Annotated in this window: 25 protein-coding genes; 17 read left to right on the top strand and 8 right to left on the bottom strand. The window is 58.3% G+C overall.

Annotation, left to right across the window (positions count from 1 at the left end; all coding sequences use genetic code 11):
- From FHT86_RS34805 to FHT86_RS34795, 3 genes are all read left to right on the top strand, one after another.
- On the top strand, positions 1-1,173 hold the full coding sequence (locus FHT86_RS34805; RefSeq protein ID WP_133704202.1) for a site-specific integrase: 1,173 nt from the start codon (positions 1-3) through the stop codon (positions 1,171-1,173).
- Positions 1,174-1,216: 43 nt separating this feature from the next.
- Positions 1,217-2,098 carry an MBL fold metallo-hydrolase gene (locus FHT86_RS34800; RefSeq protein WP_133704203.1) on the top strand — a complete coding sequence of 294 codons (882 nt, stop codon included), beginning with the start codon at positions 1,217-1,219 and terminating at the stop codon, positions 2,096-2,098.
- 495 nt (positions 2,099-2,593) lie between these two features.
- On the top strand, positions 2,594-3,061 hold the full coding sequence (locus FHT86_RS34795; RefSeq protein WP_133704204.1) for a ProQ/FINO family protein: 468 nt from the start codon (positions 2,594-2,596) through the stop codon (positions 3,059-3,061).
- 421 nt (positions 3,062-3,482) lie between these two features.
- On the opposite strand, the gene repC is transcribed toward FHT86_RS34795, so the two are convergent.
- The 3 genes from repC to repA form a co-directional block, all read right to left on the bottom strand.
- A complete protein-coding gene (gene repC / locus FHT86_RS34790; protein ID WP_133704205.1) occupies positions 3,483-4,697 on the bottom strand; it encodes a plasmid replication protein RepC in 1,215 nt (404 codons plus the stop codon).
- A gap of 155 nt (positions 4,698-4,852) precedes the next feature.
- Complete coding sequence (gene repB, locus FHT86_RS34785; protein ID WP_133704206.1) at positions 4,853-5,848, bottom strand: plasmid partitioning protein RepB; 996 nt, start codon at positions 5,846-5,848, stop codon at positions 4,853-4,855.
- Positions 5,845-7,059: a plasmid partitioning protein RepA gene (gene repA, locus FHT86_RS34780; RefSeq protein ID WP_133704207.1), complete on the bottom strand. Its 1,215-nt coding sequence runs from the start codon at positions 7,057-7,059 to the stop codon at positions 5,845-5,847. Before repA ends, repB begins: the two co-directional genes overlap by 4 nt.
- A gap of 854 nt (positions 7,060-7,913) precedes the next feature.
- Between repA and traI the strand changes: the two genes are divergently transcribed.
- The 12 genes from traI (at position 7,914) to FHT86_RS34720 (ending at position 18,909) form a co-directional block, all read left to right on the top strand.
- Entirely contained in the window at positions 7,914-8,540 is a 627-nt protein-coding gene (gene traI / locus FHT86_RS34775; protein ID WP_133704208.1) for an acyl-homoserine-lactone synthase TraI, read from the top strand.
- Position 8,541: 1 nt separating this feature from the next.
- Positions 8,542-9,501, top strand: a complete 960-nt coding sequence (gene trbB, locus FHT86_RS34770) for a P-type conjugative transfer ATPase TrbB (protein ID WP_133704209.1) — start codon at positions 8,542-8,544, stop codon at positions 9,499-9,501.
- Entirely contained in the window at positions 9,491-9,844 is a 354-nt protein-coding gene (locus FHT86_RS34765; protein WP_133704210.1) for a TrbC/VirB2 family protein, read from the top strand. Before trbB ends, FHT86_RS34765 begins: the two co-directional genes overlap by 11 nt.
- Entirely contained in the window at positions 9,837-10,136 is a 300-nt protein-coding gene (locus tag FHT86_RS34760; RefSeq protein WP_133704211.1) for a conjugal transfer protein TrbD, read from the top strand. Before FHT86_RS34765 ends, FHT86_RS34760 begins: the two co-directional genes overlap by 8 nt.
- 11 nt (positions 10,137-10,147) lie before the next feature.
- A complete protein-coding gene (locus FHT86_RS34755; protein WP_133704212.1) occupies positions 10,148-12,601 on the top strand; it encodes a conjugal transfer protein TrbE in 2,454 nt (817 codons plus the stop codon).
- On the top strand, positions 12,576-13,376 hold the full coding sequence (trbJ, locus tag FHT86_RS34750; protein WP_133704213.1) for a P-type conjugative transfer protein TrbJ: 801 nt from the start codon (positions 12,576-12,578) through the stop codon (positions 13,374-13,376). The genes FHT86_RS34755 and trbJ overlap by 26 nt, the downstream gene beginning before the upstream one ends.
- A 190-nt stretch (positions 13,377-13,566) precedes the next feature.
- Positions 13,567-14,751, top strand: coding sequence for a P-type conjugative transfer protein TrbL (trbL, locus tag FHT86_RS34745; RefSeq protein WP_133704214.1), 1,185 nt, complete (start codon positions 13,567-13,569; stop codon positions 14,749-14,751).
- Positions 14,752-14,762: 11 nt separating this feature from the next.
- Positions 14,763-15,425 (top strand): conjugal transfer protein TrbF, encoded by a 663-nt coding sequence (locus FHT86_RS34740; protein WP_133704215.1) that lies wholly within the window; start codon positions 14,763-14,765, stop codon positions 15,423-15,425.
- A 16-nt stretch (positions 15,426-15,441) separates the two neighbouring features.
- Positions 15,442-16,254 carry a P-type conjugative transfer protein TrbG gene (trbG, locus tag FHT86_RS34735; RefSeq protein ID WP_133704216.1) on the top strand — a complete coding sequence of 271 codons (813 nt, stop codon included), beginning with the start codon at positions 15,442-15,444 and terminating at the stop codon, positions 16,252-16,254.
- Positions 16,255-16,257: 3 nt separating this feature from the next.
- Complete coding sequence (trbH, locus tag FHT86_RS34730) at positions 16,258-16,698, top strand: conjugal transfer protein TrbH (protein ID WP_133704217.1); 441 nt, start codon at positions 16,258-16,260, stop codon at positions 16,696-16,698.
- A gap of 10 nt (positions 16,699-16,708) precedes the next feature.
- Entirely contained in the window at positions 16,709-18,010 is a 1,302-nt protein-coding gene (trbI, locus tag FHT86_RS34725; RefSeq protein ID WP_133704218.1) for an IncP-type conjugal transfer protein TrbI, read from the top strand.
- A gap of 197 nt (positions 18,011-18,207) precedes the next feature.
- On the top strand, positions 18,208-18,909 hold the full coding sequence (locus FHT86_RS34720) for an autoinducer binding domain-containing protein (protein WP_312862644.1): 702 nt from the start codon (positions 18,208-18,210) through the stop codon (positions 18,907-18,909).
- Positions 18,910-18,913: 4 nt separating this feature from the next.
- Here the strand turns inward: FHT86_RS34720 and FHT86_RS34715 are convergent, their stop codons facing one another.
- Positions 18,914-19,279 (bottom strand): transcriptional repressor TraM, encoded by a 366-nt coding sequence (locus tag FHT86_RS34715; protein WP_166656656.1) that lies wholly within the window; start codon positions 19,277-19,279, stop codon positions 18,914-18,916.
- A gap of 77 nt (positions 19,280-19,356) precedes the next feature.
- Here FHT86_RS34715 and FHT86_RS34710 point away from each other — a divergent pair, with 77 nt between their 5' ends.
- A complete protein-coding gene (locus FHT86_RS34710; protein WP_133704221.1) occupies positions 19,357-19,581 on the top strand; it encodes a helix-turn-helix domain-containing protein in 225 nt (74 codons plus the stop codon).
- Positions 19,582-19,888: 307 nt separating this feature from the next.
- On the opposite strand, the gene FHT86_RS34705 is transcribed toward FHT86_RS34710, so the two are convergent.
- From FHT86_RS34705 to traA, 4 genes are read right to left on the bottom strand one after another with little or no spacing between them, the layout of a single operon-like run.
- Complete coding sequence (locus tag FHT86_RS34705; protein ID WP_133704222.1) at positions 19,889-20,497, bottom strand: TraH family protein; 609 nt, start codon at positions 20,495-20,497, stop codon at positions 19,889-19,891.
- A 14-nt stretch (positions 20,498-20,511) separates the two neighbouring features.
- On the bottom strand, positions 20,512-21,678 hold the full coding sequence (locus tag FHT86_RS34700; protein WP_133704223.1) for a conjugal transfer protein TraB: 1,167 nt from the start codon (positions 21,676-21,678) through the stop codon (positions 20,512-20,514).
- On the bottom strand, positions 21,668-22,234 hold the full coding sequence (gene traF, locus FHT86_RS34695) for a conjugative transfer signal peptidase TraF (RefSeq protein WP_133704224.1): 567 nt from the start codon (positions 22,232-22,234) through the stop codon (positions 21,668-21,670). Before traF ends, FHT86_RS34700 begins: the two co-directional genes overlap by 11 nt.
- Positions 22,231-25,539 (bottom strand): Ti-type conjugative transfer relaxase TraA, encoded by a 3,309-nt coding sequence (gene traA, locus FHT86_RS34690; RefSeq protein WP_133704225.1) that lies wholly within the window; start codon positions 25,537-25,539, stop codon positions 22,231-22,233. The genes traF and traA overlap by 4 nt, the downstream gene beginning before the upstream one ends.
- A 252-nt stretch (positions 25,540-25,791) precedes the next feature.
- On the opposite strand from traA, the gene traC reads away from it, so the two are divergent.
- On the top strand, positions 25,792-26,088 hold the full coding sequence (gene traC, locus FHT86_RS34685; protein WP_133704370.1) for a conjugal transfer protein TraC: 297 nt from the start codon (positions 25,792-25,794) through the stop codon (positions 26,086-26,088).
- The last annotated feature ends 1 nt before the right edge of the window (position 26,089 follow it).

Genomic DNA, 26,089 nt, shown 5'->3' with positions numbered 1-26,089 from the left:
ATGCCGAAGCCCAAAGCCCTGCCCTCCCCCGCCGATCCGGTGCTGCGTCGCGCCGAGGAGCTTGACGCGCTTGACGCCATCCTGCCCTTCGATCGCCGTGATCAGCTGGCAACGCTGTTAACCGACGACGACGTCGCCACGCTCAAGCATCTGGCGCAGCAAGGCATGGGCGATAACACGCTCAGGGCGCTCGCCTCCGACCTCGGCTATCTCGAGGCCTGGTGCCAGTTCGCCACCGGCGCTGCCCTGCCCTGGCCGGCGCCCGAAAGCCTGCTACTCAAATTTGTTGCCCACCATCTCTGGGATCCGGCCGAGCGCGCCGAGGATCCGAGCCACGGCATCCCGGCCGAGGTCGAGGCGGGATTGCGGGCCGACGGACTGCTGCGAGCCGATGGTCCGCATGCGCCGGACACAGTGCGTCGGCGCCTTACCTCCTGGTCGATCCTGACGCGCTGGCGCGGCCTCACCGGCGCGTTTGGCGCGCCTTCCGTGAAGACCGCCTTACGGCTCGCAGTGAAAGCCAGTAAACGGCCTCGACAGCGCAAGAGCAGCCGCGCGGTGACCGGTGATATCCTCGCGAAACTGCTGGCCGTCTGCGCCGGCGACCGGCTGGTCGATCACCGCGATCGAGCGCTGCTACTGGTCGCTTTCGCCTCGGGCGGCCGACGGCGATCGGAAATGGCGGCAATGCGGGTTGAGGACCTCGCCGATGAAGAACCGGTGCGCGCCGACCCAACCGACGCGAATTCCCCTCCCCTCCCCTGTCTGATCATCCATCTTGGCCGGACCAAGACGACGACAGCCGATGACGACCAACAGGTGGTACTGATCGGCCGGCCGGTGACCGCATTGAAGCAATGGCTGACGGAGGCCAAGATCGACACCGGACCGGTGTTCCGGCGTATTGATCAATGGGGCAATATCGATCGACGTGCGCTGACGCCGCAGTCGGTCAATCTGATCCTAAAGGCACGCATCAAACAGGCCGGACTTGATCCGATGATGTTCTCGGCACATGGCTTACGCTCTGGTTATCTAACAGAGGCTGCCAACCGTGGCATTCCCTTGCCTGAAGCCATGCAGCAGTCGCAGCACAAGTCGGTGACGCAGGCCGCTAGCTACTACAACAACGCTGAGCGAAAATACGGACGAGCAGCGCGGCTCCTCGTCTGATACCCTAATGAAAAAGCCGGGTTCAATGAGGAGGGGGCCTCGCATGAGTATATCCGTCGAACTATGCACCTATCCTGGGCTTGATGATCGAATTGTAATTGTCAGGGCGGGAGACGAAGTTGACGGCGTATTTGTGCGCACCGAACGGTTTAACGTCCTGATCGATACACTTGGCACACCTGAGCTTTGCCAATCAGCGCTGGATCTGCTTGAGAAAAAGACCGGGAAACGTCCCCTGGTCGTCGTCAACTCACATATGGACTGGGATCATTTCTGGGGCAACGCCGCTATCGCGGGCAAAGCTTCTATTGTTGCGCATGCCGCCGCGCTCGAACGCCTGCATGATCCATCCGCCCTTCAGGTCCTAAGAGACAAGGCAAAGGAGGACGCCCGATTTCAGAATGTCGAGCTTGTTGGTCCGGACATCACCTTCGCAGGCTCAATGTCCATCCATGGTGGCGATCTCACGCTAGAGCTTATTCATACACCAGGACACACCCCCGACCACATTGCTGTATGGATCCCCGAAGTCCGCGTGTGCTTAGCCGTTGACGCGGTAGAGTATCCAATTCCTGAGGTCTGGAGCAGAAATTCAGATGATCTTCGCATGCTCTACGCTTCACTCAGGCGCATCCATGACCTCAATGCCGAGTTCGTCATTCCCGCCCATGGTAGGACGTTCTCTCCTTCAATGGTGGGCAAGAATTTATCCTACTTCGAAGGTCTTGCCAGTCGCGTCGCTGCTTTGAGCGAAACGCAGCTCGCAGACCCGGTGCTAAGCGAAAAAAGCGGTTGTCGGCTTCAAGATTTCGTGCCGATTCCGGACGATATGCCGGATCATCTGGTTAAATTCTACGAACAATGCCACGCGACGAACCTTGGTGCTACCCTCCAAGCGCAGGTAGAGGGGACGAAATTGGAATGAATCCAGTCGCACCGTTACCTTCCCGTCAGCTTCATGAATGGCAATTTTGATCCCATTCCATTTTGGTGTCCTCCACAGAACTACACCCATTGGGCCCGTCGCCGAAGCATGCCCCTCGTAAATGACCATGCCGGCAGTAGTCCGGCGGCGGTGCTAAGCGCATCTATGCATCGAAATGAATAGATGCGCGCTTTTTTGGTCCGCAAATTTGTCCAGCATCAGACCAGCGTTTGCGCCTGACGCGCTGTTCGGTAGCCTTGGCTGGTCAAGAACCTCGAAGCGCGTCTGCGCACCCGACGCGATGATGCCTTCGGCGAAGATGATCACGACGCCCTCTGCATCACCGCACCGTTCGACCTGAGCAGCACCATCAGCTCGGGTGTTGCAAAGCCGCAGCAGGGCGGGACTTCCACAAACCGGTTTCCTGCCATATTTCTGTATAACTCTGCTGTCATCTCAGGGTTCGCTGACAACCAGCCTGCGAGGAGATAATTCATGGAAAGCCCTTGGAGCGCGGGCCGCGGACCGATCGCGTCAACAGAACTTGACGTTCGAAAGGCGGAGGCGATCAATGTGCTACTGGTCCGTCCGGTCGCCGTGCTTCCCGCGTCCCCTGGGGATCCAATCCTTCCATTCGCGCTCGGACTCTGGAACGAGCTTCGCGCACTATTGCGGCCAGGCGCGAAGGTGACCGCCCTGCGCCGCGCAACGGGCGCTTTCGCACACTCCAAGCGCTACTATCTCGCTTGCTCTCAAGCTGATTCGATGCGCCATGGCATTGACGGCAAACCCGTCGAGCCACTTTCGCCCGACGATCGATCTGCTGCACAGCAACATTTTGCCCGTTTGACGCAACCCACTCAAACCACGCAGGAACCGCGCAGGCAACCGGACCCACCCCCGCCTATGTCAAAGACCGCGCAAATCCGCGCCGGTCTGCTTTCGCGGGCCGGCCAGGCATAGGGTCTTTCGCCTTTCGGATATCGCCTGATCAGTGAAATTGGTAACGGGCGCTAAATTTTGAGAACAGCCCCAAGTCGTTTCCATTTAGACTGAGAGTCGATGGCGGCGTGCACAATCGTCAGGCATTTTGGCAGTTGGCCTGCAATTTCAAAGAAAACGGTTGCTTATCCTCTACTAGGTGCATTGAGCCACGGAAATCTGCCTCTACCATCCGCACGTTGCCCAATACCGTAACGGTCCCATTGTCACGATTACCTGCCAAGCGACGAGACCAGAGCGGAACGGACCGCAGCCGATGATCGGTCAATTTCCTTCTGCGACGATAAGAGATCGAAAAGTTTGCCGCGGCAAACATCCCAAAACCGAGATCCCCTTCAGTCCAACCGGCGATCAAAACAAAAAGTTTGCCGCGGCAAACTTTTCATCCGGTTCCGATGCTTTTGCCAGAGTTCGCTTTCAGCAGGGCCATGACCATCGGCCAGACTGAGAATTCGCTTCGCTCTGTACGTCTGGTCAGGTCACGAAGATAGCCTCCGGCAGAGTTGATAAAATTCACCCTTTCGAGGATGCAAGCCATCGCGATTGCCGCATTTTCCTGACCCATGGCCTCACAGGCGTCCTGGTAGGCGGAAGCACTTACGCCAAGCATTGAGCGCACCACCACCGCTGCGGACATCAGATCGCGCCAACTATCGATCGACCCGCCGGGCCCGTAGTCCACAATCTGAGGGCAAGCTTTCAGCATAAGTCCTAAGGGCAAGGCCTTTAGCGGCGAGACCAGAGGCTGTGGCCTATTACCGGACTTCGCCTCCTGCTCTTTTTCGGAGCATGGTTCAAGTTCAGGTGTGGATTCGGGTTTTGAATTCTGTATGTGCTGCTCAGCATGAGCAGCATTGCTGCTGATATTTTCTGTTTTCCCTTGAATTTCCAATCGATTGAGTACTTCCTCACGCAACAGTTCCATCTCTTCGAGGATGCCGGTCGCTTCGGTGGCGGTAGGCGACCGAGGGATCCGCCCGACTAGCGCCACGTAAACCGCCTCCACGGCCTCCCAATCGCCAACCGCGCCCTCCTCAAGCGCCGCTGAAATCAGCTTGCGCACATCACGTCGGCAGATCGTCAGCGCTTCCTTAGTTTTTCGGTAGGCCGTACGCGCCGCCACGACATCCTGGGCGGTCGTCGCCAATTCTTCCGAACGTGCCAGAAGCGGCGACAGATCAAACCCGTAGGCACTTTCGATCACGCCCGAGCCATCCTTTCGAGCATATCTTTTGCCGTTAGCGCTGTCTCTCCGGACGATCAAACCGGCGTCCACCAGAATCGCCAAATGGCGCCGCAGCGTCGCGCCGGCCATTCCATGAGCTCGAAGCATGAGTTGTATATTTGATGGGAAGACCACCAGCTGCGCATCCTGGCGGAGTTCGTTCTCCGGATAAAAGCTCAGAAGGGCGTCAAGAACCGCCAGGCTCCGATCCTGCAGGCCAAGGTACTCCCTCGCCTCAGAAGCGTCGCGGAATATTTTCCACTTATCTGCGGTCTTACCTGCCTTGATATCTGTCGACGCCTGCTGGCGACGGACAAGCGCAAGCGTCATCGCCCGCCGCCCAAATGGCGTCGTTACACTTCCCGTTTGCATTTTCTCTCACCTTTCGAAAGGCAAAAGGAAAGTGCTCACCAAAACGATGCCAAAGACTCTTGACGATGGTTTCTGGAAGTGCGATTCTCTGCTTTGCTACAAGAGAGATGAGGCTTCCGGAACGGCGACGTTTTGGGGCCTTTTCTTTTTGCTATCTATTCTCCGTTTTTCCGTTGATCCGATTGTTTCGAGCGAAATTCGTCGAACAGCTCCGGAAGACGTTCCAGAACGAATGTTGCGAACTCCGGCGTTGCTTTTCGATCGATGGAAATATCCACCTTGTTCTTACCCGCTTTGATCTGACCAAGACGATGGCCATTCGGCGTCGCCCAATCGTCCGCAGGCTGGGCTTCCGATCGCGGCTTCACCTCCTTCAGAATGACCCTGAAGCGCTCGTCGGAGGGGAGGGCCCGTATCTCGGGGGAGCCACTGATCTCGATCGCTTTGTCCATGTTGGTGCCGACCGCAAGATAATCTGCGAAATCGACCCAGCTTCGGCGTCCAACGCCAGCCGCTGGGCCAATAGCCTCGATGAGTTCAACAGGAACACGGGCCACGACCGATAGCATCAAAGAAAGATCGCCTTTCTGTACCGATAGCGCCGCCATGATCGTGTCGCGAGAAAAACGGGCCTTGAGTTTGTCGGCAAAGCGGGCTTTCTCGATGTAGGTGAGATCTTGCCGCTCGTTGTTTTCTTGGCCCTGCGCGATGACGAGTTGCTCATCCGAGAGGTCGCGGACGATCACCTTGACGGGACGCCCGAGTTCGGTAACGGCACGAAGCCGGCGGTGGCCGAAAGCTACCTGATACCGGCCGACCCGCTCGGGATGAGGGCGCACCAAAATCGGCACTTGCTGGCCTTGTTCGCGGATCGAAGCGACGAGGCTTTCGATATCGCCAGGCATGCGGTCCTGTACGAATGACGGATCGATCTCGGAGACGTCCATTTCGACCACGGCCTGGCCTTCGGCCAGCCGCTTCTCGATGTCGTCGGCTCGCCGACTGCGGTCGTTAAGATCCCCGAGTGATTTGGTAACGGCCGACATCGGCTTCGTCTTGCCGAGCAGGGGACGCTCAAAGTTTCCTGCCATCTCTCCCTCGACAGGATTGGCGGTCGGCTTCAGATGGGCGAATATGTCCTTCCGGCTCATGCTGCTCTATCCCATGCCTTCTTAATTAAGGCTTCGATCTCACCGTTAACGTTGTTCATGGCTTCGAGTGCCCGATCATAAGTTGTCCGGGTGAACTGGCCGCGGTCAACTTCAAAAAGGGTCTGGTTGGTCAGGCCCGCATCCGAGACTGCTGTACTCTTCAGCATCGGGTTGATCATGACGTTCTCGGCGAAAATCGACCGAAGGAACGCGACCATCTGGTTCTGAGGGCCATCGGTTGGCTCGAAACGGGTTATCAAGTACCGCATCCACTTGTGACGGTCTTCGGCGCCCGAGGCGGATATCTCGTCGAGAAGATCGCTGGTCATCGCAAGGAACTGGTTCATCGACATCACGTCCAGCATCTGTGGATGGACTGTAATCAAAACAGACGTTGCGGCAGTCAGCGCCGATAGGGTCAAAAATCCAAGCTGGGGAGGGCAATCTATGACGACGACGTCGTAATTCTCTTCGACCTGTGCGATAGCCGCCTGGACACGAGCGAAGAAAAGCGTATCGCCAGCCTGTCGCTTCATCAGCGCCCGCGGGGTATCGTGCTCGAATTCCATCAGTTCGAGATTGCCCGGCACGAGATGGAGATCGGGGATATAGGTTGCCCGGACAACTTCGCTCATGTGACGCTGTGCCTCATCATAGCGAATGGCGCCATAGAGCGTTTCGTTCGGACCAACATGAATTTCCGGCTGATTTCCAAACAACGCAGAGAGGCTAGCCTGAGGATCGAGGTCAATAGCAAGGACACGAAAACCGCGAAGGGCCAAATACTGCGCGAGATGGGCCGATGTTGTCGTCTTGCCTGATCCACCCTTGAAATTCATAACCGCAACCACCTGCAGATCCTCACCATCACGACGGTGGGGCAAGTAACGGCCGCTGGCCCTCGAGCCCTGGTCGAGATGTCGTCGGACGGTCGCTATATCAGTGACCGAATACATCCTTCGGCCGCCTGCGCCCTGGGCCACATTGAAATCGGGCATTTCCGATGCTACCGTTCGTAGATAACCCTCGGCAACGCCAAGGAGCTTCGCAGTTTCGGACGGTGAGAAAGTTCGAATACCCTTGCGTGCATGCGGCGGAAAAATATTGGCGTGATGCGCTTGGAGCTGCGCTGAGAGAGACGAAGCGTGGCGAGCAATAATGGACCTCAGCCCGAAATAATTCTTCGATTTCGCTTCTGCGGTCTCAGCCATGATGTTGCCCATTCGCCTTATCTGCGGTATTTCACGAACCACTCGCTTAACTCCGCACACACGCAATAAGACCCGATTCCCGCATTAGGGCAAGAAAAATAGGGTTAACAAAACCTTAGCAAAAACCACGATCGCTGGATGTTTCCCGTCACCATTTTCAGCTTACCGAATGAATGCAACAGCTTAGACAACAGCAAGCGTTCATTTCCATAAGTTGCATTATCTTGTGAATCTTCCTGACTTAAGCGATCCAACCCGAACGAACCACCCTACAAGGGCGTCTCAACCGCGGTCTTACCGCGACTCAGCATCGTCAGGCTCCCCAAGTTCATTGCACGTCTGCCATGACGACACCCTGTTGCTTCGTCGGCATGGAACGACGGGATGATGGTCAAAGGCATTGGCTGCGCCAACTCGCATTTCTGTTAGTAGGCCCACATCCGGAGCTGCCGAAGGGCTTCAAACGAGTGAGAAGAACCAGCCATTCCCCCTGGCGCCGAACCACATGGTTTCCACGGGCGCAAAGGAATGCCCGTTTCCTTTGCGTACATTTTTGAAAATGGAATGCAGCTCAGCGTGCGCGATCAGGCAGCGGAATGGTCGCGGGTGTCGGCACGTTCGCGTGTCCCGCCCACAGGTCCTCGTTACCAATACGGTTCCCAACGTCGTCGCCAAGCCGCGCCATCATCGTGGGAGCAGCATTCAATGACGATTGGACGGGCTGCGGAAGCCGCTGCGTCTTCGAATGCGCTCCGCGTCGTTGGCCAGAAATTGCCGCTAACACTTTTGCGAGTAGATTAGACGGCCACCGCCCGGCAAATCTCTACGCGGTCACCACATGGAGATTTGCCCCGATGCATATCATCGCCATCAGCAATCCGAGTAGTCCGGCAGAGCGGCGCATCGTCGATGAGATGCATTGCTTGAGGGCACGTATATTCCAGGGCCGATTGGCTTGGAACGTCCATTCGGTCAACGGTCGCGAATATGATCAGTTTGATTGTCTTTCGCCAACTTACATCATCGCCCTCGGCGCACTGGATACGGTCGTGGGCTGCGCCCGCCTTCTGCCGGCAATGGGCACCACGATGCTGGATTCAGTGTTTCCCCAGCTGCTGCACGACGGCCGACTGATCGCTCATGAGCAAATGGTGGAAAGCTCGAGATTTTGCGTCGATACGACTTACGAGGAGGGGAGGGAAGGGGGGGCCCTCCACGGTGCTACCCTGACTATGTTTGCCGGCATCGTCGACTGGTGTCTCCTCCACGGCTTGACGGAGATCGCGACTGCAACCGACGTGCGGTTCGAGAGGATCCTCAATCGAGCCGGCTGGCCGATGAAGCGACTTGGTGAGCCGCGGATGATCAATGAAACCCGCAGCGTCGCGGGTGTCCTTCCGGCCGATCAATCGAGTTTCGAGCGTCTGAGACCCAGTGACTACACATCGGGTCTTATCGCTGCGCGCCATCGGGCAGCCTGACATGACGCTCTCCCTGCCAAGACTTGTGACCAAACTGCAGAACGCATTGGGCGACCATCTCTGCCTCGCCCTCGATGATCCAAGTGTCGTTGAGATCATGCTCAATCCAAACGGGCGGCTCTATATCGAACGACTTGGTCATAAAATGTTCGCCGCCGGCGAAATGTCGCGGGCGGCAGCCGAGACGATTATTGGCAGCGTCGCACATGTGTTGAACACGGAAGTGGACGATGACCGGCCGATCGTGTCCGGCGAGTTGCCGATAGGAGGTCACCGCTTCGAAGGTCTGTTGCCTCCAATCGTCGCCGGTCCGGCGTTTACAATTCGAAGACGGGCGTCAACGCTTATAGCTCTCGACGACTACGTGACCAACAAAGCAATGACCGCGAGCCAGGCTGCTGTCATTCGCAACGCCGTAGCCTCACGGTTGAACATCATCGTGGCAGGCGGCACGGGTTCCGGAAAGACGACGCTGACCAACGCGATCCTCGGGGAAATCGTAGCGCACGAACCACAAAATCGTCTCGTGATTTTAGAGGATACCTCCGAAATACAATCTTCCGCCGACAACGCCATCTGCCTTCACACCAGCGATACCGTCGATATGGCACGCCTGCTCAAGAGCACGATGCGCCTACGCCCGGACCGGATCATCGTGGGCGAGGTCAGGGACGGCGCCGCGCTAACGATGCTGAAGGCTTGGAATACCGGTCACCCAGGCGGCCTGGCCACCATTCATTCGAATTCCGCGCGCTCGGCATTACAACGGCTTGAGCAATTGACCGCAGAGGCAAGCCAGCAACCGATGCAGGCTGTGATCGGCGACGCCGTTGACCTGGTCATCTTCATTGAGCGAACGCCAAGAGGGCGTCGGGTAGCTGAAATCATTCATGTCAGCCGCTTTGCCGGCGGCCAGTACCAAATTGAACCTTACGGAGAGGACGCGCGCGATGCGGCTTGATCAAAGACCAGTTGCGGCGTTTGCCATCATCCTGTTGGCATCGCCAGCTTTTGCCAGTTCGGGCGGCGGTGGACTACCGTGGGAAGGTCCTCTCCAACAGATACAGCAGTCCATCACCGGACCCGTCGCTGGATACATTGCGCTCGCTGCAGTCGCGATCGCTGGCGGTATGTTGATCTTTGGCGGAGAACTCAACGATTTTGCGCGCCGCTTGATGTACGTGGTTCTCGTCGCCGGCATTCTTCTCGGCGCAACGCAAATTGTCGGGCTTTTCGGCGCTACGGGCGCATCGATCGGTATCTCAACAGGCTTTGCGAGTGGAGGGGAGGGGGCCCATGGCTGAATCTCAATCCAGACTTCGGTGCAATCGCATTCACCGAGCATTATCGCGGCCGAATCTTCTGATGGGGGGTGACAGAGAGCTTGTGCTGATCACCGGGCTTGCGGCGGTGATCCTGGTATTCGTTGTTTTGACGGTCTATTCGGCTGTCCTCGGGGTTGCAGTGTGGATCGTGGTGGTCGGGTTCTTGAGAATGATGGCGAAGGCCGATCCGTTGATGCGCCGGGCCTATATCCGTCATATTTCCTACCGTGCCTACTATAGGGCGACCACCTCACCGTGGCGCCGGTATTGAGGAGCCAGCCCGTGGTCGCACTCAAACGATTCCGCACGACCGATCCATCCTTTGCCGATCTCGTTCCGTATGCAGGTCTGGTCGACAATGGCATCCTGTTGCTGAAGGATGGAAGCTTGATGGCCGGCTGGTATTTCTCCGGACCGGATGCCGAAAGCGCGACTGACCTGGAGCGCAACGAGTTGTCGAGGCAGATCAATGCCGTGCTCGCGCGCTTGGGAAGCGGTTGGATGATTCAAGTCGAAGCGGTGCGCGTGCCGACGACCGAATATCCATCTGACGACCGCTGCCATTTCTCCGACATCGTCACACGGGCGATCGATGCCGAAAGACGGGCTCATTTCGAGCGTGAACACGGACATTTCGAAAGCAAGCACGCAATTGTACTGACCTACCGTCCGCCGCAGGCCAGAAGATCGGCCCTCAGCAAATATGTCTACTCGGACGAACCGAGCCGTAAGGCATCTTATGCCGACACGGTCCTGTACTTTTTCAGGAACAGCATACGCGAGATCGAGCAATATCTTGCAAATATGCTATCGATCCAGCGCATGCAAACACGGGAAGTGCCCGACAGGGGAGGGCAGCGGATTACCCGATACGATGAGCTGTTGCAGTTCGTCCGCTTCTGCATCACCGGCGAGAGCCATCCGTTTCGTCTGCCGGACGTCCCGATGTACCTTGACTGGATCGCCACTGCCGAGCTCGAACACGGGCTCACACCGAAAATCGACAGCCGCTTCCTTGGCATGATCGCGATTGACGGTTTTCCGGCCGAGAGCTGGCCCGGCATTTTGAATAGCCTGGACCTTATGCCGCTGACCTATCGCTGGTCATCGCGTTTCATCTTTCTGGACGCCGAGGAGGCCCGTGCCAAGTTGGAACGAGCGAGGAAAAAATGGCAGCAAAAAGTCCGTCCTTTCTTTGACCAGCTCTTTCAAACACAGAGCCGCTCGGTCGACCAGGATGCTATTGCCATGGTCGCCGAAACCGAGGACGCCATAGCGCGCGCTTCCTCTCAACTCGTCGCCTATGGATACTATACCCCCGTCATCGTGTTGTTCGAAAAGGACGCGACGGTGTTGGAAGAAAAGGCGGAAGCGATCCGACGGCTGATCCAAGCCGAGGGCTTTGGCGCTCGGATCGAAACGCTCAATGCGACCGATGCATATCTCGGAAGTCTTCCCGGCAACTGGTACTGCAATATCCGCGAGCCGCTGATCAACACCAGCAACTTGGCCGACCTGGTTCCGCTCAATTCGGTGTGGTCCGGAAATCCCGTTGCGCCCTGTCCGTTTTTCGCCGCGAATTCACCGCCCTTGATGCAAGTTGCGAGCGGCTCGACCCCGTTTCGTCTCAACCTCCATGTAGACGACGTCGGCCACACATTGATCTTCGGCCCAACCGGATCGGGTAAATCCACCCTGCTCGCGCTCTTTGCTGCACAATTTCGCCGCTACAAGGGCTCGCAGATCTTTGCCTTCGACAAAGGAAATTCTCTTCTGCCGCTCACGCTTGCGGCCGGCGGTGATCATTACGAGATCGGCGGCAACGGCATCGAAGAAGCACCGAAGCTTGCCTTCTGTCCCTTGGCGGAACTCGACAGCGAAGCCGACCGCGCCTGGGCAACAGAATGGATCGAAATGCTGGTCGCACTGCAGGGGGTGGCCATCTCTCCAGATCATAGAAACGCAATATCGAGGCAAATTGCGTTGATGGCGGCAGCGCCGGGTCGCTCGCTATCTGACTTCGTCAGCGGCGTCCAATTGCGACACATCAAAGATGCCCTGCACTACTACACGGTGGACGGGCCTATGGGGCATCTGCTCGATGCGGAGAAGGATAGCCTGCTGCTTGGCGCGTTTCAGACCTTCGAAATCGAGCAGTTGATGACCATGGGCGAGCGCAATCTAGTCCCGGTGCTCACCTACCTCTTTCATCGCATCGAAAAGCGCCTCGACGGCAGCCCAAGCCTTATCATTCTCGACGAAGCTTGGCTGATGCTCGGTCATCCGGTCTTTCGAAGCAAGATTCGCGAATGGCTAAAGGTGCTGCGCAAGGCAAACTGCGCCGTTGTTCTCGCGACCCAATCGATCTCGGATGCCGACCGATCCGGGATTATCGATGTCTTGAAGGAGTCTTGTCCGACCAAGATCTGCCTGCCGAATGGTTCGGCCCGCGAACCTGGCACGCGCGAGTTCTATGAGCGCATCGGCTTCAACGAGCGTCAGATCGAAATCGTTTCGACTGCCACTCCAAAACGCGAATATTACGTCGCGAGCCCGGAAGGACGCCGTCTTTTTGACATGTCGCTTGGTCCGGTAACGTTGAGCTTTGTCGGAGCCACCGGCAAGGAGGACCTTAAGCGAATCCGAGCTCTCAAGTCCGCTCACGGCCAGGACTGGCCAACCCACTGGCTGCAACTGCGAGGAGTTCAAAATGCTGCGGCGCTGCTCACGTTTTGACAAATGGTGTGCGGGATTTGTTTGTGTCGCCTTCACAGCCGCGGCGGCGCCCGCGCAGGGGGGCGGCTCTGTCGGTCCCGCGACCGAATTTACGCAAATTCTCAACAATGGAGAACTCGTCTCTCTGGTGGGTCAGTCCGGAGAGCAGATCCAGAACCAGGTTACGCAGATCAGCCAGCTCGCCGAGCAAATCGAAAACCAGCTGAAGATCTACCAAAACATGCTGCAAAACACCGCGCAGCTTCCAACCCATGTTTGGGGAGAGGTGGAAGGCGACCTCAATCAGTTGAGAAACATCGTCGCCCAGGGCCAGGGCATCGCGTTTTCGATGGGAACTGCGGACGATGTTTTGAAGCAGCGTTTTAAGAGCTACGCCGATCTCAAGACAAATCTTCCGAACGCGGAAAGCTTCTCGTCGACCTATCAAAGCTGGTCCGACACCAACCGCGACACGATCGCTGGCACGCTCGAGGCAGCCAGTCTAACCGCCGATCAGTTCGACAGTGAAGAAGATACGATGGCAGCGCTTCGCGCGATGTCGCAGACTGCGGATGGGCAATTGAAAGCCCTGCAGGTTGGTCATGAAATCGCAGCCCAGCAGGTTGCGCAAATGCAAAAACTTCGAGGGCTGGTATCCCAACAGATGACAATGATGGGAACCTGGCTGCAGTCCGAGCAAACCGACAAGGATTTGGCGGAGCAGCGGCGAGAGCAATTCTTCAACGCCGAGATCAACGATATTCCCGAGGGTCAAAAGATGGAGCCGCGCTGGTGAGTTCGACCCGTTTGAATAGGCGTCCACTTGCCGCCGCCGTTCGGTCTTCACCGATGACTGTCGCGATCGTCGCGATCATCCCGACGGTCGGAATGCTGTCGCTGTTGGAAACACGGCGCAGCGCGCAAGAAAAATGGTTTGATGGCAGCGCCACAATCCCGTCGGCCGAGAGTCGGGAAATGTGGTCGCAATGGTAAATGGCGATCTCAAACGTGTTCTGCTGTTGGCAGGGCTTTTCTGCCTGGTGCTTTCTACCTCGACCCTCGCACAGGAAGGGCAGGTTCTGACAGAAGTCGAAAATCAGGTCACAGCGGCCGCAAAGGGTTGGCAGGCGTCTGTTGCGGACGCCGCGAAATCACTGTTCTGGATCCTCGCTGTGATCGAAATTGGCATCGCGGCGGTCTGGCTTGCCATTCAAGCCGCCTCGCTTGACAGCTGGTTTGCAGAGCTTGTGCGACGCGTCATGTTCATTGGATTTTTTGCCTTCGTCCTCGACCAGGGGCCGAGCTTTGCGCGCGCCGTTGTCGACAGTCTATTTCAGATCGGAGCAGGGGGTGGGTCGGCCTCGCCGGCGGAAGTCTTCGATGCCGGAATACGCGTGGCATCGCAGATGTCCCAGCAGGCGAAATTCGGGGTTTTTGAAGACAATGCACTCGCAATTGCGGCAGTCCTTGCCATGACCGTCGTCGTCATCTGTTTCTCGCTCGTCGCCGCGATATTCTTGTCGGTGATGGTCGAGATGTACGTGGGACTGCTTGCCGGCATGATTCTGCTTGGTTTGGGTGGTTCGTCATTCACCAAGGATTTTGCGATCCGCTATCTCGTCTACGCCTTCGGTGTCGGGATGAAGCTGATGGCCTTGGTGATGATCGCCAAGATCGGATCGAGCGTGCTGATTGGGTTGGCGCAGGCTCCAACGGCACAGTCCGATCAGTTCATAACGACGCTGGCCATCGCCGGGATCTCGGTCGTGATTTTCATCATCGCCATATACGTGCCGAGTATCATGCAGGGCGTTGTCCAAGGCGTTTCTGTCTCCGGAGGCATGGAAACGATCAGGCATGGCGGACAAGCAGCATCCTTTGTAACAGGAGCGGGATTTCTCGCCGCTGGGACCGTAGGAGCGGGCTTTGCCGCCGGTCAGGCGGCAAGAGCAAATGGTTCGTCGATCGGCGAGGCCGCTCTTCGCGGCATGCGTGCCGGCATCACCTCGGCGGTGAGCGCTGCCGGGTCGGCGGCAAAGGAAAAGGCCATCGGCTCTCCCGGCGCCTATGCGGGATCACTCCTCGGCTTGGCCAACGCCAAGCTCAAGGGGCAGCGCACTGATCGTCCCTATGCCGCGCAGCCTCCCGAAATCAATGATCAACAGAGATGAATGGAAGATCGATGGGATCGAACCGTACTCCGGAAAATCCGTATTTGGCGGCGCGTTTAGAATGGACGGAACGGTACGGATCTTTCGTGAAAGCTGCCGCTGCTTGGCGAATCGTCGGCATCCTTGGTCTATCGATTGGGCTGGTCGGCTTTGGGTATGCGATCTATCTCAGCACACAGGTCAGGCTCGTCCCGTATATCGTCGAGGTAGACAAGCTCGGCACTGCGGTTGCGGCTGGCTTTCCGCAACACATCGAATACGCGGATGCTCGTGTCGTTCGCGCCTCACTGGGTAGTTTTATCACGGCCTTCCGCTCGATCACTCCCGACGCCATCGTGCAAAAGCAATATATCGACCGCACCTATGCGCTTCTTCGCGGTTCCGATCCGTCGACCGAGAAGATCAATGCATGGTTCCGTGGCAACTCGCCGTTCGAAAAGGCGAAATCCTCGACCGTTGCAGTCGAAGTCAACAACATCGTCGCGCTCTCAAATCAGACATACCAGATCGATTGGACGGAATATGAACGCGATCGAACCGGCAAGGAGATCGCGACGCGGCGGTTTCGCGGCATCGCCACCGTGACGCTGAACCCGCCACAAGATGAGGCAACCATCCGCCTCAATCCCATCGGCCTCTACATCCGTGACTTCGATTGGACGGAACAGCTCTAAGGGCAGGGGTAATTCTATGCAGATGTTACGATTGATGGCGGCCGCCGGCTGCATGAGCTTACTCATTGTCGCCTTCGGCGCCCAAGCTCAGAGCATGACAAGCAACGAAGCCAAAGGCACCGCGATCTCAAGCAAATGGCGCAATACGCCAGGTCTTGTCACTATCGGATCGGACGGAAAGGTGGTTTTCTTGTTCGGGGAGACACAACCGTCGGTCGTTTGTTCACCTCTGCAGGTTTGTGACATCGAACTTCAAGGGGGAGAGATCGTCCGCGATGTCCTCGTCGGCGACACCGTCAGATGGAAAGTCGAGCCCGCGACATCGGGAACGGCCGCCGGGCAAGCAATTCATCTCATTGTGAAGCCCTCTGAGCCCGGCCTTTCGACATCGATGGTGGTGACCACGTCGCGCCGCACCTATCATATCGAGCTGAAGTCCCATCCGACCCAATATATGGCTCGCGTCGGTTTCGAGTACCCAGGCGATGCCTTAAAGACACTCGAAGACATCAATTCTCGGCTTGAGGGCGAAACGACCCTTGGCGCATCCCCCGACAAGCTCGATTTTTCCTACACGATCGGCGGCGAGGCGCCTTGGAAGCCCAAACGCGTCTATTCCGACGGCACCAAGACCTACATTCAATTCCCGCAATCGATTTCGGGCCAGGACGCGCCGGTGTTGTTTGTTGTCTCCGGCGGTAAGAACCGCATCGTCAACTCGCGCATGAAGAACGACATCATGATCGTCGACTATGCTGTCGACAAAGCTGTTCTGATTTCTGGGGTCGGTTGGCATCAGCAAAAAGTCACGATCCGGCGAGCGAACTGAACGATGTGGAAGCTTGTTCCCGCATTTCTTGCAGTAGCGTTTCTCTCAGGGTGTCAGACGATCGATGACGATGCCTTTCCCGCCTCCTCGCAGACGACCATCACGTCGACGACGGCAAGCGCAATTGCCGGCGACATGGCAAGCCGGCTTATCGAGCAGCTCGGAGGGGCAGCGAGGACGACGATTGTGATGAACAAGCCCGCTTCCGACTTTGCGCTCGCGCTCGAGGCTGCGTTGAAAGGTTGGGGCTATACTGTCATCGACGATACCGGTGTCGCAGCAAAAAGCGAAAAGCCGATCGAGCTCGCCTATGCCATCGACGATTATGACGGCCAGATATTGGCGCGTCTGACAACACCTTCTCTCGCTCTGGGACGCATTTACACATCGACGAGCGAGGGCGCCATTCCAACGAGCCCTCTGTCGATCACCCAACGCAAGTGAGGTGGAAGTAATGGCCCAGTCCCTTCAACTTGGTCCGGCTACTCCCAAAGCGGACGAAAATAACATACGCCGCCTCAATCGCCTCCCCGTCGTAATCGCAATTGCCATCCTCGTGCTTTTTCTTGCCGTTGTCATCACCGGCCTGTCATGGCGTGGGCTTTTCTTCATCGATGACGAAAGGCTCGATAGCGCCCTCAGCGTGCCCGCGTCGAACTTCGGTGATCAGCTGAAGCGCGGCATATCCGACGCAATCATCGGAGAACCCGAGCGGCGCGAAGAGTTTCAGCCGGCGCCAACTGCAAAGAGCAACATCGAAAAATCGCCGCCCGCCCCGGAGCCCAGCCTTCTGACGTCCGAGCAGCATAACCAGAAGGTCGAACCCGATGACGCGTGGAGGGCGAGGCTGAAGCGCGAAGAAGAAGAGCAATATCTTCGCGAAACGCAAAGACAACGAATGGCGCGCCTGCAAGCGCAAGCGGTCGCGCTGGATTCCCCGCTCAAGATCGATACTTCCAGTTTGGGGCAGGAGGAGGCCGTCTCGCGTGGCATCGATCAGAAGCATTCGATGTCGACTGACAATGCGGCCTCCGACCTCTACGACGCGGCCTTAAAGTCAGGCGTGATCGGGCAAGGCGCAGATCTCAATGGGCAATCATCGAAGGAAAATTTCCTAAATGGGAATAGTAGAGCTCCCGGCTATCTTCCCGATCAGGTCGTTGCGCAACGCTCGCCTTACGAGCTAAAGCGCGGTTCCGTCCTTCCCGCCACTTTGATCACCGGTATCGACTCGGATCTGCCGGGCAGGATCACCGCGCAGGTCAGCCAGGACGTCTATGACAGTGCAACGGGGCACCACCTCTTGGTTCCGCAGGGAGCGAGGCTCCTTGGCCGCTACGATTCCAAGGTATCGTTTGGCCAAGAACGCGTTCTTGTGGTCTGGACCGATCTGATATTTCCCAATGGTGCGACCCTGCAGCTTGGAGCGATGTCTGGTACCGACGCGGACGGCTACGGCGGCCTGGCAGACAGGGTCGATCGGCATCTGCTGCGGACCTTCGGCTCGGCGGCTTTGGTCGCGATCATCGGTACCGGCATCGATATGTCCATTCCCGAAAGTTCGACGCTTGCCACCCAGGATACGGCGTCGGATGCCGCTCGACGGAATTTCGCTGACGTATTTGGCCGGGTTGCCGAGCAAACGATTTCAAAAAACCTGAATGTGCAGCCGACCATCCGGGTCAGACCTGGCTTCCTGTTCAATGTCCTGGTGGATCAGGACATCGTCTTCCCTTCGGAGTATCGAAATGGCTAGCACCTAGCCGACGAAGGCCGAATCCTGATACAAAAATGCAATCAAACCGGAGTAGTTTCTGTCGCTTATAATCCCTTTGGTTGATCATATTGCGTCATTACTATTGCCCATTTGACATGCGACGACGTCGCGACAATGAGCGATTTTCATCGGCCTGGACAAATGCATTCATAACCTCGCGTCAAGGAGGCCGTGAAGTGAACCAGTGGTTTGAGCATTTAACGGAGCAGGTTTCCCTTGCCAGCGACGAGGTCGCTATCAAGTCGACACTTCAAAGACTTGCACTCGAAAAAGGCTTCACCGCATTCGCCTACCTGAGTTTACAAGCAGAAACACAGACGGCAATCTCCAGCTATCCGCCAGAATGGCAAGAAAGATACTTTCTAAAATCATATGCGACGATCGATCCCGTGATCAGCAGTGCGCGAAGTCAGATGGAGGCTTTTGCCTGGTCCCACGCCTATTCGAACCGGACGAACAAAGAGCGCCGAGCCTTTTGCGATGAAGCTGCAGAATTCGGCATTCGCTGCGGAATTACCGTGCCCATCAAAACCGGGTTCGGCCGGATAGCGATGTTGACTTTTGCGTCGAATGAACTGGACGTCCCACGAGCACGGGCGCTTAATCCTGTCTTGGCCGCCTCTGCCGTCGGCCAGGTCCATTCGCGGCTTGAGTTGATCGGCGTTCATCCCACTCGACAGAGCCCAATTCGCTTGAAAGCGGACGAGCTGACATGTCTGCGATGGTCGGCGGAAGGAAAGTCGATGAGGGCAATCGCTATCATAGAAAATACCTCCTACGCGAACGTCGCCTTTTTCCTTCGAAATGCGAAAGCCGCCCTCGGCGCAACAACGCTGCCGCAAGCAACAGCCATGGCGACCAAGCTCGGCCTGATTTGACGATTCAATGCGCTTTTGCCGCACAGGCGTCGGGAATATAGCCGAGAATGTCAAGCAGCGTCGACACGACGGTGTGTTGAGCGTGGACGGCGATCATAGCCGGTATGAACGCTTTCATGCATTGGCTGGCCTCCTCGGCATTGGCCGCGTCGGCCACCGCCGCCTCGAGCGTCACGGCCTCATCACGGAGGCGCCGGTGCTTTTCCATTTCCTTGAGGCAATACCACTCGATTTCGTCTCGCGATTGACCGCTCATCAATCCGATGAGCGGTCGCAAAATAAGTTTGGTCTGCGAAATTTGCTGGTCGACGCTGAGCTGCAAAAGATCCCCCTGCATTCCTTCAAAACTGGATCCACTGCGTTCAGTCATATTTCCAAACGAGTATAGATTCAAATACATACTATAGTTGATAAACTTATAGTATGTAAGCGCCGATCTTTCGCGGCATGGACATGCGCAAACTGGTCGGCCGCAATTTTGCCCGCCTACGTCGGGAGAAAGGCCTGACGCAGGAGGAGGTGGAAGAGCGTTCCGGTTACAGCCAGCAGTATTTAAGTGGACTTGAACAAGGGCGTCGCAATCCAACGGTCATTACCCTGTTCGAGCTCGCTCAGGCTCTGGGTGTCAGTCACATGGATCTGGTTGCCCCCGAAGAGCCTTCAGACCGTTAGGAAGCCTGCTGGTCTCTTTAGTGGCCCTGGCCGATGCGACCAGCCGTTGGAAATTCTCGTCATGAACGGCCTTTCATCCTATCAACAGCCTGTCTGACAACTCCAGGCCTTGTCCAAGCAGCTCGCCTGGCTCGGTGCTGGGAATTGTATCGAGCGGGAGGAAGGCGCGCTTGTAACTTGCCAGAGCACGACTGCCATATCCTGAGTCGGCGCTTGGGCCTGCGATCTTCGAATATTGTTGCGCCGATGAAATTGTCGACGAAGGTCAAGTAGAGGAAAGTGCAAGTTCGCCCCGGTTTGTGGCAGCTCATTTTTCGCCGTCGATCCGCGACAGGTCGATCCGAATGCCGGCGTTGTCCAATACAGACTTCGACGTCCACGGCTCGGGAGACGGCTGCTCATCTTTGGAGGCGTCGGCGCTTTTTGCCGTTGCATCTGAGGGCTGAAAAACGGATCCTTCTGGGTCCTGCGCCCGAAACACGCTTTTGCCTTCGAAATAGCCCGTTCTCCATGCATCAAATGCGTCGTCAAGAATTTGCGGCAAAGCATCGTTGTTCCGGGGACGACCATACCAGTTCGAGACGATGCGTAAGACCCTGCCAAACATCGCAGTACCCATCCGCAGGTTTTCACAGGCGTCAACCAATCCTGGCTGCAATTGCGAGGCGTCCTTAAGTCCAACGCCTGCCGGAAATTGCGTGATGCCGACGCGAACGGCGCCGCTGCCCAGATATTCCCTCACGATCGCCAGCGCCTCGTCTGGCGACTTCGGTTTGGGAACAAGGACCAGCCGACCGTCCACGGTCACCGTTACAGCGAGAGGGTCAACAGAGCCGACAGCGGCAACGAACTGCTCGACGATCGCTTTGCTGAGCGACGGATCGGCACATTTTGCGAGAAGGGCAGCATCCATGATGGTCTTTCCCCAGTTCAGCTATTGAAGGCCATCACAAGCGGCTTGTTGAAGAGGCGTGCCCAGGCTTGCGTACTCGCCTTCTGAATCTGGACAATCGACGTTTCGCTCGCCCACCATCCATTTCCAACGGCCAGGATGACGTCGGGATCGTAAAGCATTGATTGCAGGACCGGCCAGACCAACAATTGTTCATAACAGATGAGAGGCGCAGCACTGGAATCGCCGACAGCGACGATGGGATTGGCAAAGAAATACGCATGCGCTCCGCCGCTATTTCCGGTCCAAGCGCGCCAAGGCTGCCACATCGACCCGGGAACGGGCATGCGCTCCCGATAAAGGATCCGGCTGCTATCTCGGGTTATACTGACAAGGACATTGTCGTAACCGGCGTCATCGACGAGCGATGCGCCTGCCACAATCGTCAGATCCGCCTCTCTGAGTTGCCGCTGCCAAAGGCGCTCCAATGTTGGCGTCCAGAAACCGAAAGAACTTTCCGGAAGGAGAACAATTTCGTGCGCGGGCCGGCTCTCCTCTGGCAACGTTGCGGAAAAGTCACGATAACGCTCGAGACTGTTGTCCCGACCGAGGTCCGCCCCATCGTGAAGATCGACACCATACCAGCCCGTTGGTAGAGTCGGATCCGTCCAGTTTGCGGCGGACCAGAGCCAAAAGCCTCCAAAGGCCAAGGCAGCAGCCGGCCGGTGGCGGGTCGTCATGATCGCCAGGCCGGCTGCGGTTGCAGCAAGTCCAGTCCAGCCAAGTGTTGGAAATAGGACGCCTGCGGCGGTTAGAGGATGGGCCCATCCCAATATTCCAAAGGGTGGGATCGCCATCAACGTAGCAGCGGTCAGATAGCGAAACGGTTGTTCCCATCCCTCTCGCTGCGTCCACAATGCAGTGTGGACAAAGACGAAGGCAACGGATGCGACCAGCCACAAAAGCAACCCGGGCCAGAGATCGATTCCATAAAATGCCGCCACGCCCTGTGGCAGCCCGCGTGACGCTGCGAGAAAATAGGCTGCGGACACCACCAAGACAGTTGTGCGGTTCGGCGACATCGCCCACGCTGCAGGGAAGGCAAGCGATAGTGGAAGGGCGAGGATATTGCCGCTCCAGGCGATTGACCCCACCGCGCCAGCAACGAATATCAGCAGGACTGGCAAGATCAAATTATGGCGCATAGGTCCATACCTCCTCAGCCAGCCCGAGAATGCCGGAGGCGGGAACCGGCCCGAAGTAGCGCGAGTCCCAGGACGCGGCGTAGGGTGAATGGAGAAAAACCTCTTCCGCCGGAACGGTGCCGCTCGGCGACGGGAGGAGAGGGCGCCCTTTTCCATCAATCGACCGCAAGATGGAACCAGCGACCTCGCGTCCGTTCACCCTGACGTTAAAGCCGACCTCGATCCTGTCGCCGGCAATCGCGACGACGGTCTTGATCAGCGCGGTATAGCCACCCGGACACAGGCCGGGCCGGAGATAGCCGCGACTGAGGCCTTCTGCGATGGTTGCGGTCCGGGGCGGGCACACGAAAACCTGGTCCCCGACGGCGACCGGGCGGCTCAGAGCGACGATGCGCCAGAGGCCCAATGGCTCGCTCGGTGTCAGATTGATCCGCAACTGCGCGAACCCGCAGATTGCGGCAAGTGTCATCACGCCGAGGGCGACGGGGATCGCGCTGATGGGCCCGAGGCGGAGGCGAGAGCGGATAGTTTGACGGAGACCGGCATCCTGTTTCATCGGATCGATATCCCTTGCGTTTTCGCCGGCCGCAATGCTTCAGTCTTTTGCAGCGCCTCGACGGTGCGCTCATGGGCGGCAAGTCTCTGAGACGCTCGCATCAGACCCCAGGATGTGTGAAGGTCCGCGACTTGGCGGCCCGTCAGTCCCCATGCCAAGCTGTTGAACATCGCTCCACCAGGATCCTTGGCGGCAATGCCAAGGAAGGTGCGTTCGCCGAAGCGCGCGGTAACGGCTTTGGCAAAACGATCGAGTTCCGCCTTCACGTCCTTGTCGGCAGGCACATGGGAAAGAGCGGCGGGCAGATCGTTGCGCTCGAGCGCATCGCCAACTTGGCTGAGCGTGTGTTTGGCAGCCGGCGACAGCGCCGGAATGTCGATCGATCGCCGCAACCGCAGGGCTCGTTCTTCCGCCTCGTATCTGCGCTCCGCCTCGACGCGAGCTTCAAGGAACCGCTCGAGATTGCGGGCGAGCGCGGGGACATTGAGGCGGGCGGTCTCACGGGTCTGTCTGTCGGCTTCAGCGGCGAAGAGACCGGTCCTTCCCTTGAGGGCACCGAAGCGCTCGGGCTCGTTTGCGATCGTGAACAGGGTTGTGGCGGTGACGTGTTTGTCTTTGACCATGGCATCAACATTGACGGCCCTGAAGGCCGTCTCCGGTTGCGCGTAGATGCGATGAAAGCGCGTCGACACCTCCTGCCACTGCCGGGCAAGACCCGGATCGGCCGCGAGCCTCTCCTCGACCACCTGCGCGATTGATGTCGGAAACGTGGTGATACCCGATACCATCGGCTTTGCCTCCTCTGGCCTCTCGGCGCTTGTGTGTTGCGGGGAAAGCGCAAGACCGAGCTTCGAGCCGACCGCGGCAAGCCGAAGCCCGAGATCGGCGATGGTCTGGCTCTGGCGCAGCGTCCAGTTGAGCCGGTCGCCGAGCATGGTGCGCGCCACCTGAAGCAGGTGAAGACCACGGGCCTCGGCAAAGCGCAGAGCCGCGCGGTAGAAGCCCGCGCGCTCATAGTCGAGCGTCGTCTCCTTGGCATTCGTGCGCGACAACATCTGAATGAGACCGCCGGCCCTGGCGAAGGAACGGGTGGCGTAATAAAGGTGCAGATCCTCGCGATGGCGGGTCATTGCAACATAGGTCAGATGCCGGTCGAGCGACAACGAGGCCAGCACCTTGACCTGGTCGACGGTGGCGCCCTGGGACTTGTGGATCGTCGTTGCATAGCCATGGTCAAGATGGCCGTAGACCTGTTGTTCCACCGTCACCCGTCGGCGATCCTCACCCGTGCCGATCTCGGCAACGATGCGCCCGGGGGCGGCATCGACCACCTTCGCCAGCATGCCGTTCTTGACGCCGAGCGACGCCTCGTTCTTCAAAAAGACGATCTGGTCGCCTGCGGCGAATGCGCGATCCCCCTCTTGCGTCCTGAAGGCAAAGCCGGCCGCGATCAGGCCGCGCTCGACCAGCCTGGCGCGGGCCAATTCGTTCAGCAGACGCACGTCGCGACGCAGATGCGCGAGGATCAGGGTGGTCTTTGCCGGATCGTAATCCCGATCCCAGTCGGCAATCAGCCGGGCAACGGCATCTGCCTTCAGCGCCGGCCCGGTCAGCCTGCGGTTGGCGTCATAGGCCTCGACCGCCTTGCCGACATGGCCGCGTGCCAGATCGAGCGAGGCCTCGCGCATCCAGGACTGTCGCTGACGATAGATGGTCTCCAGTTCGGCATAACCGATGCGCTCGGCAATCGAGCGGAAGGCGGCGCCCGCCTCGATCGGCTGCAGCTGTTCCGGATCGCCGATCAGCACCAGCTTGGCACCGGTCTTGGTTGCGGCTTCGACGAAGAGCGCCATTTGTCGCGACGAGACCATGCCGGCCTCGTCGAGGACGAAGACCGTTCTTCTGTCGAGCTGGTTCCTGCCCTCGTTCCAGCGCAGCTCCCAGGAGGACAGTGTGCGGGAGGCGATACCTGTTTCCTTCTCCAGACCTTCGGCCGCCTTGCCGGCAAGCGCACCGCCGACGACCCGGTAACCGGCCGCCTCCCAGGCCTCGCGGGCTGCCTTCATCGTTGTCGTCTTGCCGGCGCCGGCACGGCCGATGACGGCGGCGATCGCCGAGCGGTCGGCCACATGGGCAATGGCCATTCTCTGCTCTTCCGATAGATGCGCATGACGCGCGAACGTCGCCTCCAGCTCCGTCTTTGCCATTGCATGCGAGGATTGTTGCGACAGCCGGATCGCCCGGTTCGCCATCTCCGCTTCGAGCCGGATCAGATCGCGTGTCGTATACTTGGCCGGCAGGCGAGCGCCGGTGCCGAATGCGATCCGGTCGCGATCAAGACGCAGCGTCTGCGGGCTCTGCAGGATACGCGCCATCAGCGATCGGAAGAGATCGGCATCATCAATATAGCGATGCAGGATCTTTGCGACGTCGCGCTCGGTAAAGACGCTCTTCTCGCGGCTGATCAGGTCGAGCACGATGTCGGGATGGCGCTCGATGCGCCTTGCATTGTCGGCGCGCAGCTGTTCCTGCAGCGCGAGGCGTTCGAGCAAAAGCTTTTGCTCGCCCACCACCGCCTTTCGCTCGATTGCCTTGGTGCCGACGCCGAGATGGATGGTCGGGGCAAGGTCGATGCCCTGCGCCTCGAAGGAGCGGCCATCGATGCGGATATCCAGACCGGCCCGTGTCAGATGCTGGTTCTGGCATTCGAACCAGCCACCGCGGAAGGCGCTGAACGCCTCTGCATCTCCGGCCCAGATCTCGTAGACGATCTTGCCGGCATCATTGCGCAGCGGCGTGCCGCCGCTCGCCAGCACCGCTACCCTCTTGGCGCCGAAACCGTCTTCTGTCAGCGGTCTGAGCGTCGTCATCAGATGCACATGCGGATTGCCCGGCGCGTCGTGATAGACCCAATCGGCGACCATGCCTTTTGCCGTGACGTATCGACTGACGAAGTCGCGCATGAGCGCGATGTTCTGCTCGGCCGAGAGCTCGGCCGGCAGCGCGATGGTGACATCCCTGGCAAGCTGGGCATCGGCGCGCTTCTCTGATGTCTCGACCCTGTTCCAGAAGGCTTCCGAGGCGCCGGCGACCGATCGACCGGCGATCATCGTCCTCAGCCAGGCCGGCGCGTCGTCCGGAACAGCGAACTCTTCATGCGCCAATCCTTGCTTGGCGGTGTAGTCGATCGTGCGGGCCTCGCGCGCATATTCCATTCTGGCGCAATGGCGGTAGGCGGCAGACAGGACGGCGCTGCGGCCGGAGCCGCGCGAGACGATGCTGACGGAGAAGTGGGGGACAGCCACGGTGAAGAACGCTCCTGACGACGACGGGATCGATGCGTTCCGGCAAAGCGGTCTCCCGTTGCCACAGACAACGCGCACGTCGCGCCAGCGACGTATAATTGCGCCCTTGGATACCGCTCCTTCGGAACGGCCGGGATGATGGCCATAAGCGATGGCTTCGCCAACTCGCATTTCTGTCAGTGGATCGACGGCAAGATCCGGCCGACTCTGTCAGCAGCCAACAACACAAACGGCAAGAAGGAACCGATCGGAATGAAAAAGCCTTCCTCAAAGATCCGCGAGGAAATCACCAAGCTACAGGAACAACTGAGGCAGGCCGAAACGCGCGAAGCCGAACGTATTGGCAGGATCGCTCTGAAGGGGGGGCTTGGAGAGGTCGAAATCGATGACACTGATCTGCAAGCCGCGTTCGAGGCATTGGCGGGGCGGTTCGGTCCACGAAGAGCCGATTCAGTGGTCGCAAGTCAATCCCTGAGCCATGCCGCAAAAGGGTCGCAAACACCGCCCTTCGGCGTTGAGCCGGGTTCGGACGAAACTGCTGAGGCTTGAG

Source organism: Rhizobium sp. BK313 (assembly GCF_014193655.1).
GTDB lineage: Bacteria > Pseudomonadota > Alphaproteobacteria > Rhizobiales > Rhizobiaceae > Rhizobium.
This window is presented reverse-complemented; position numbering and strand designations above follow the sequence as displayed.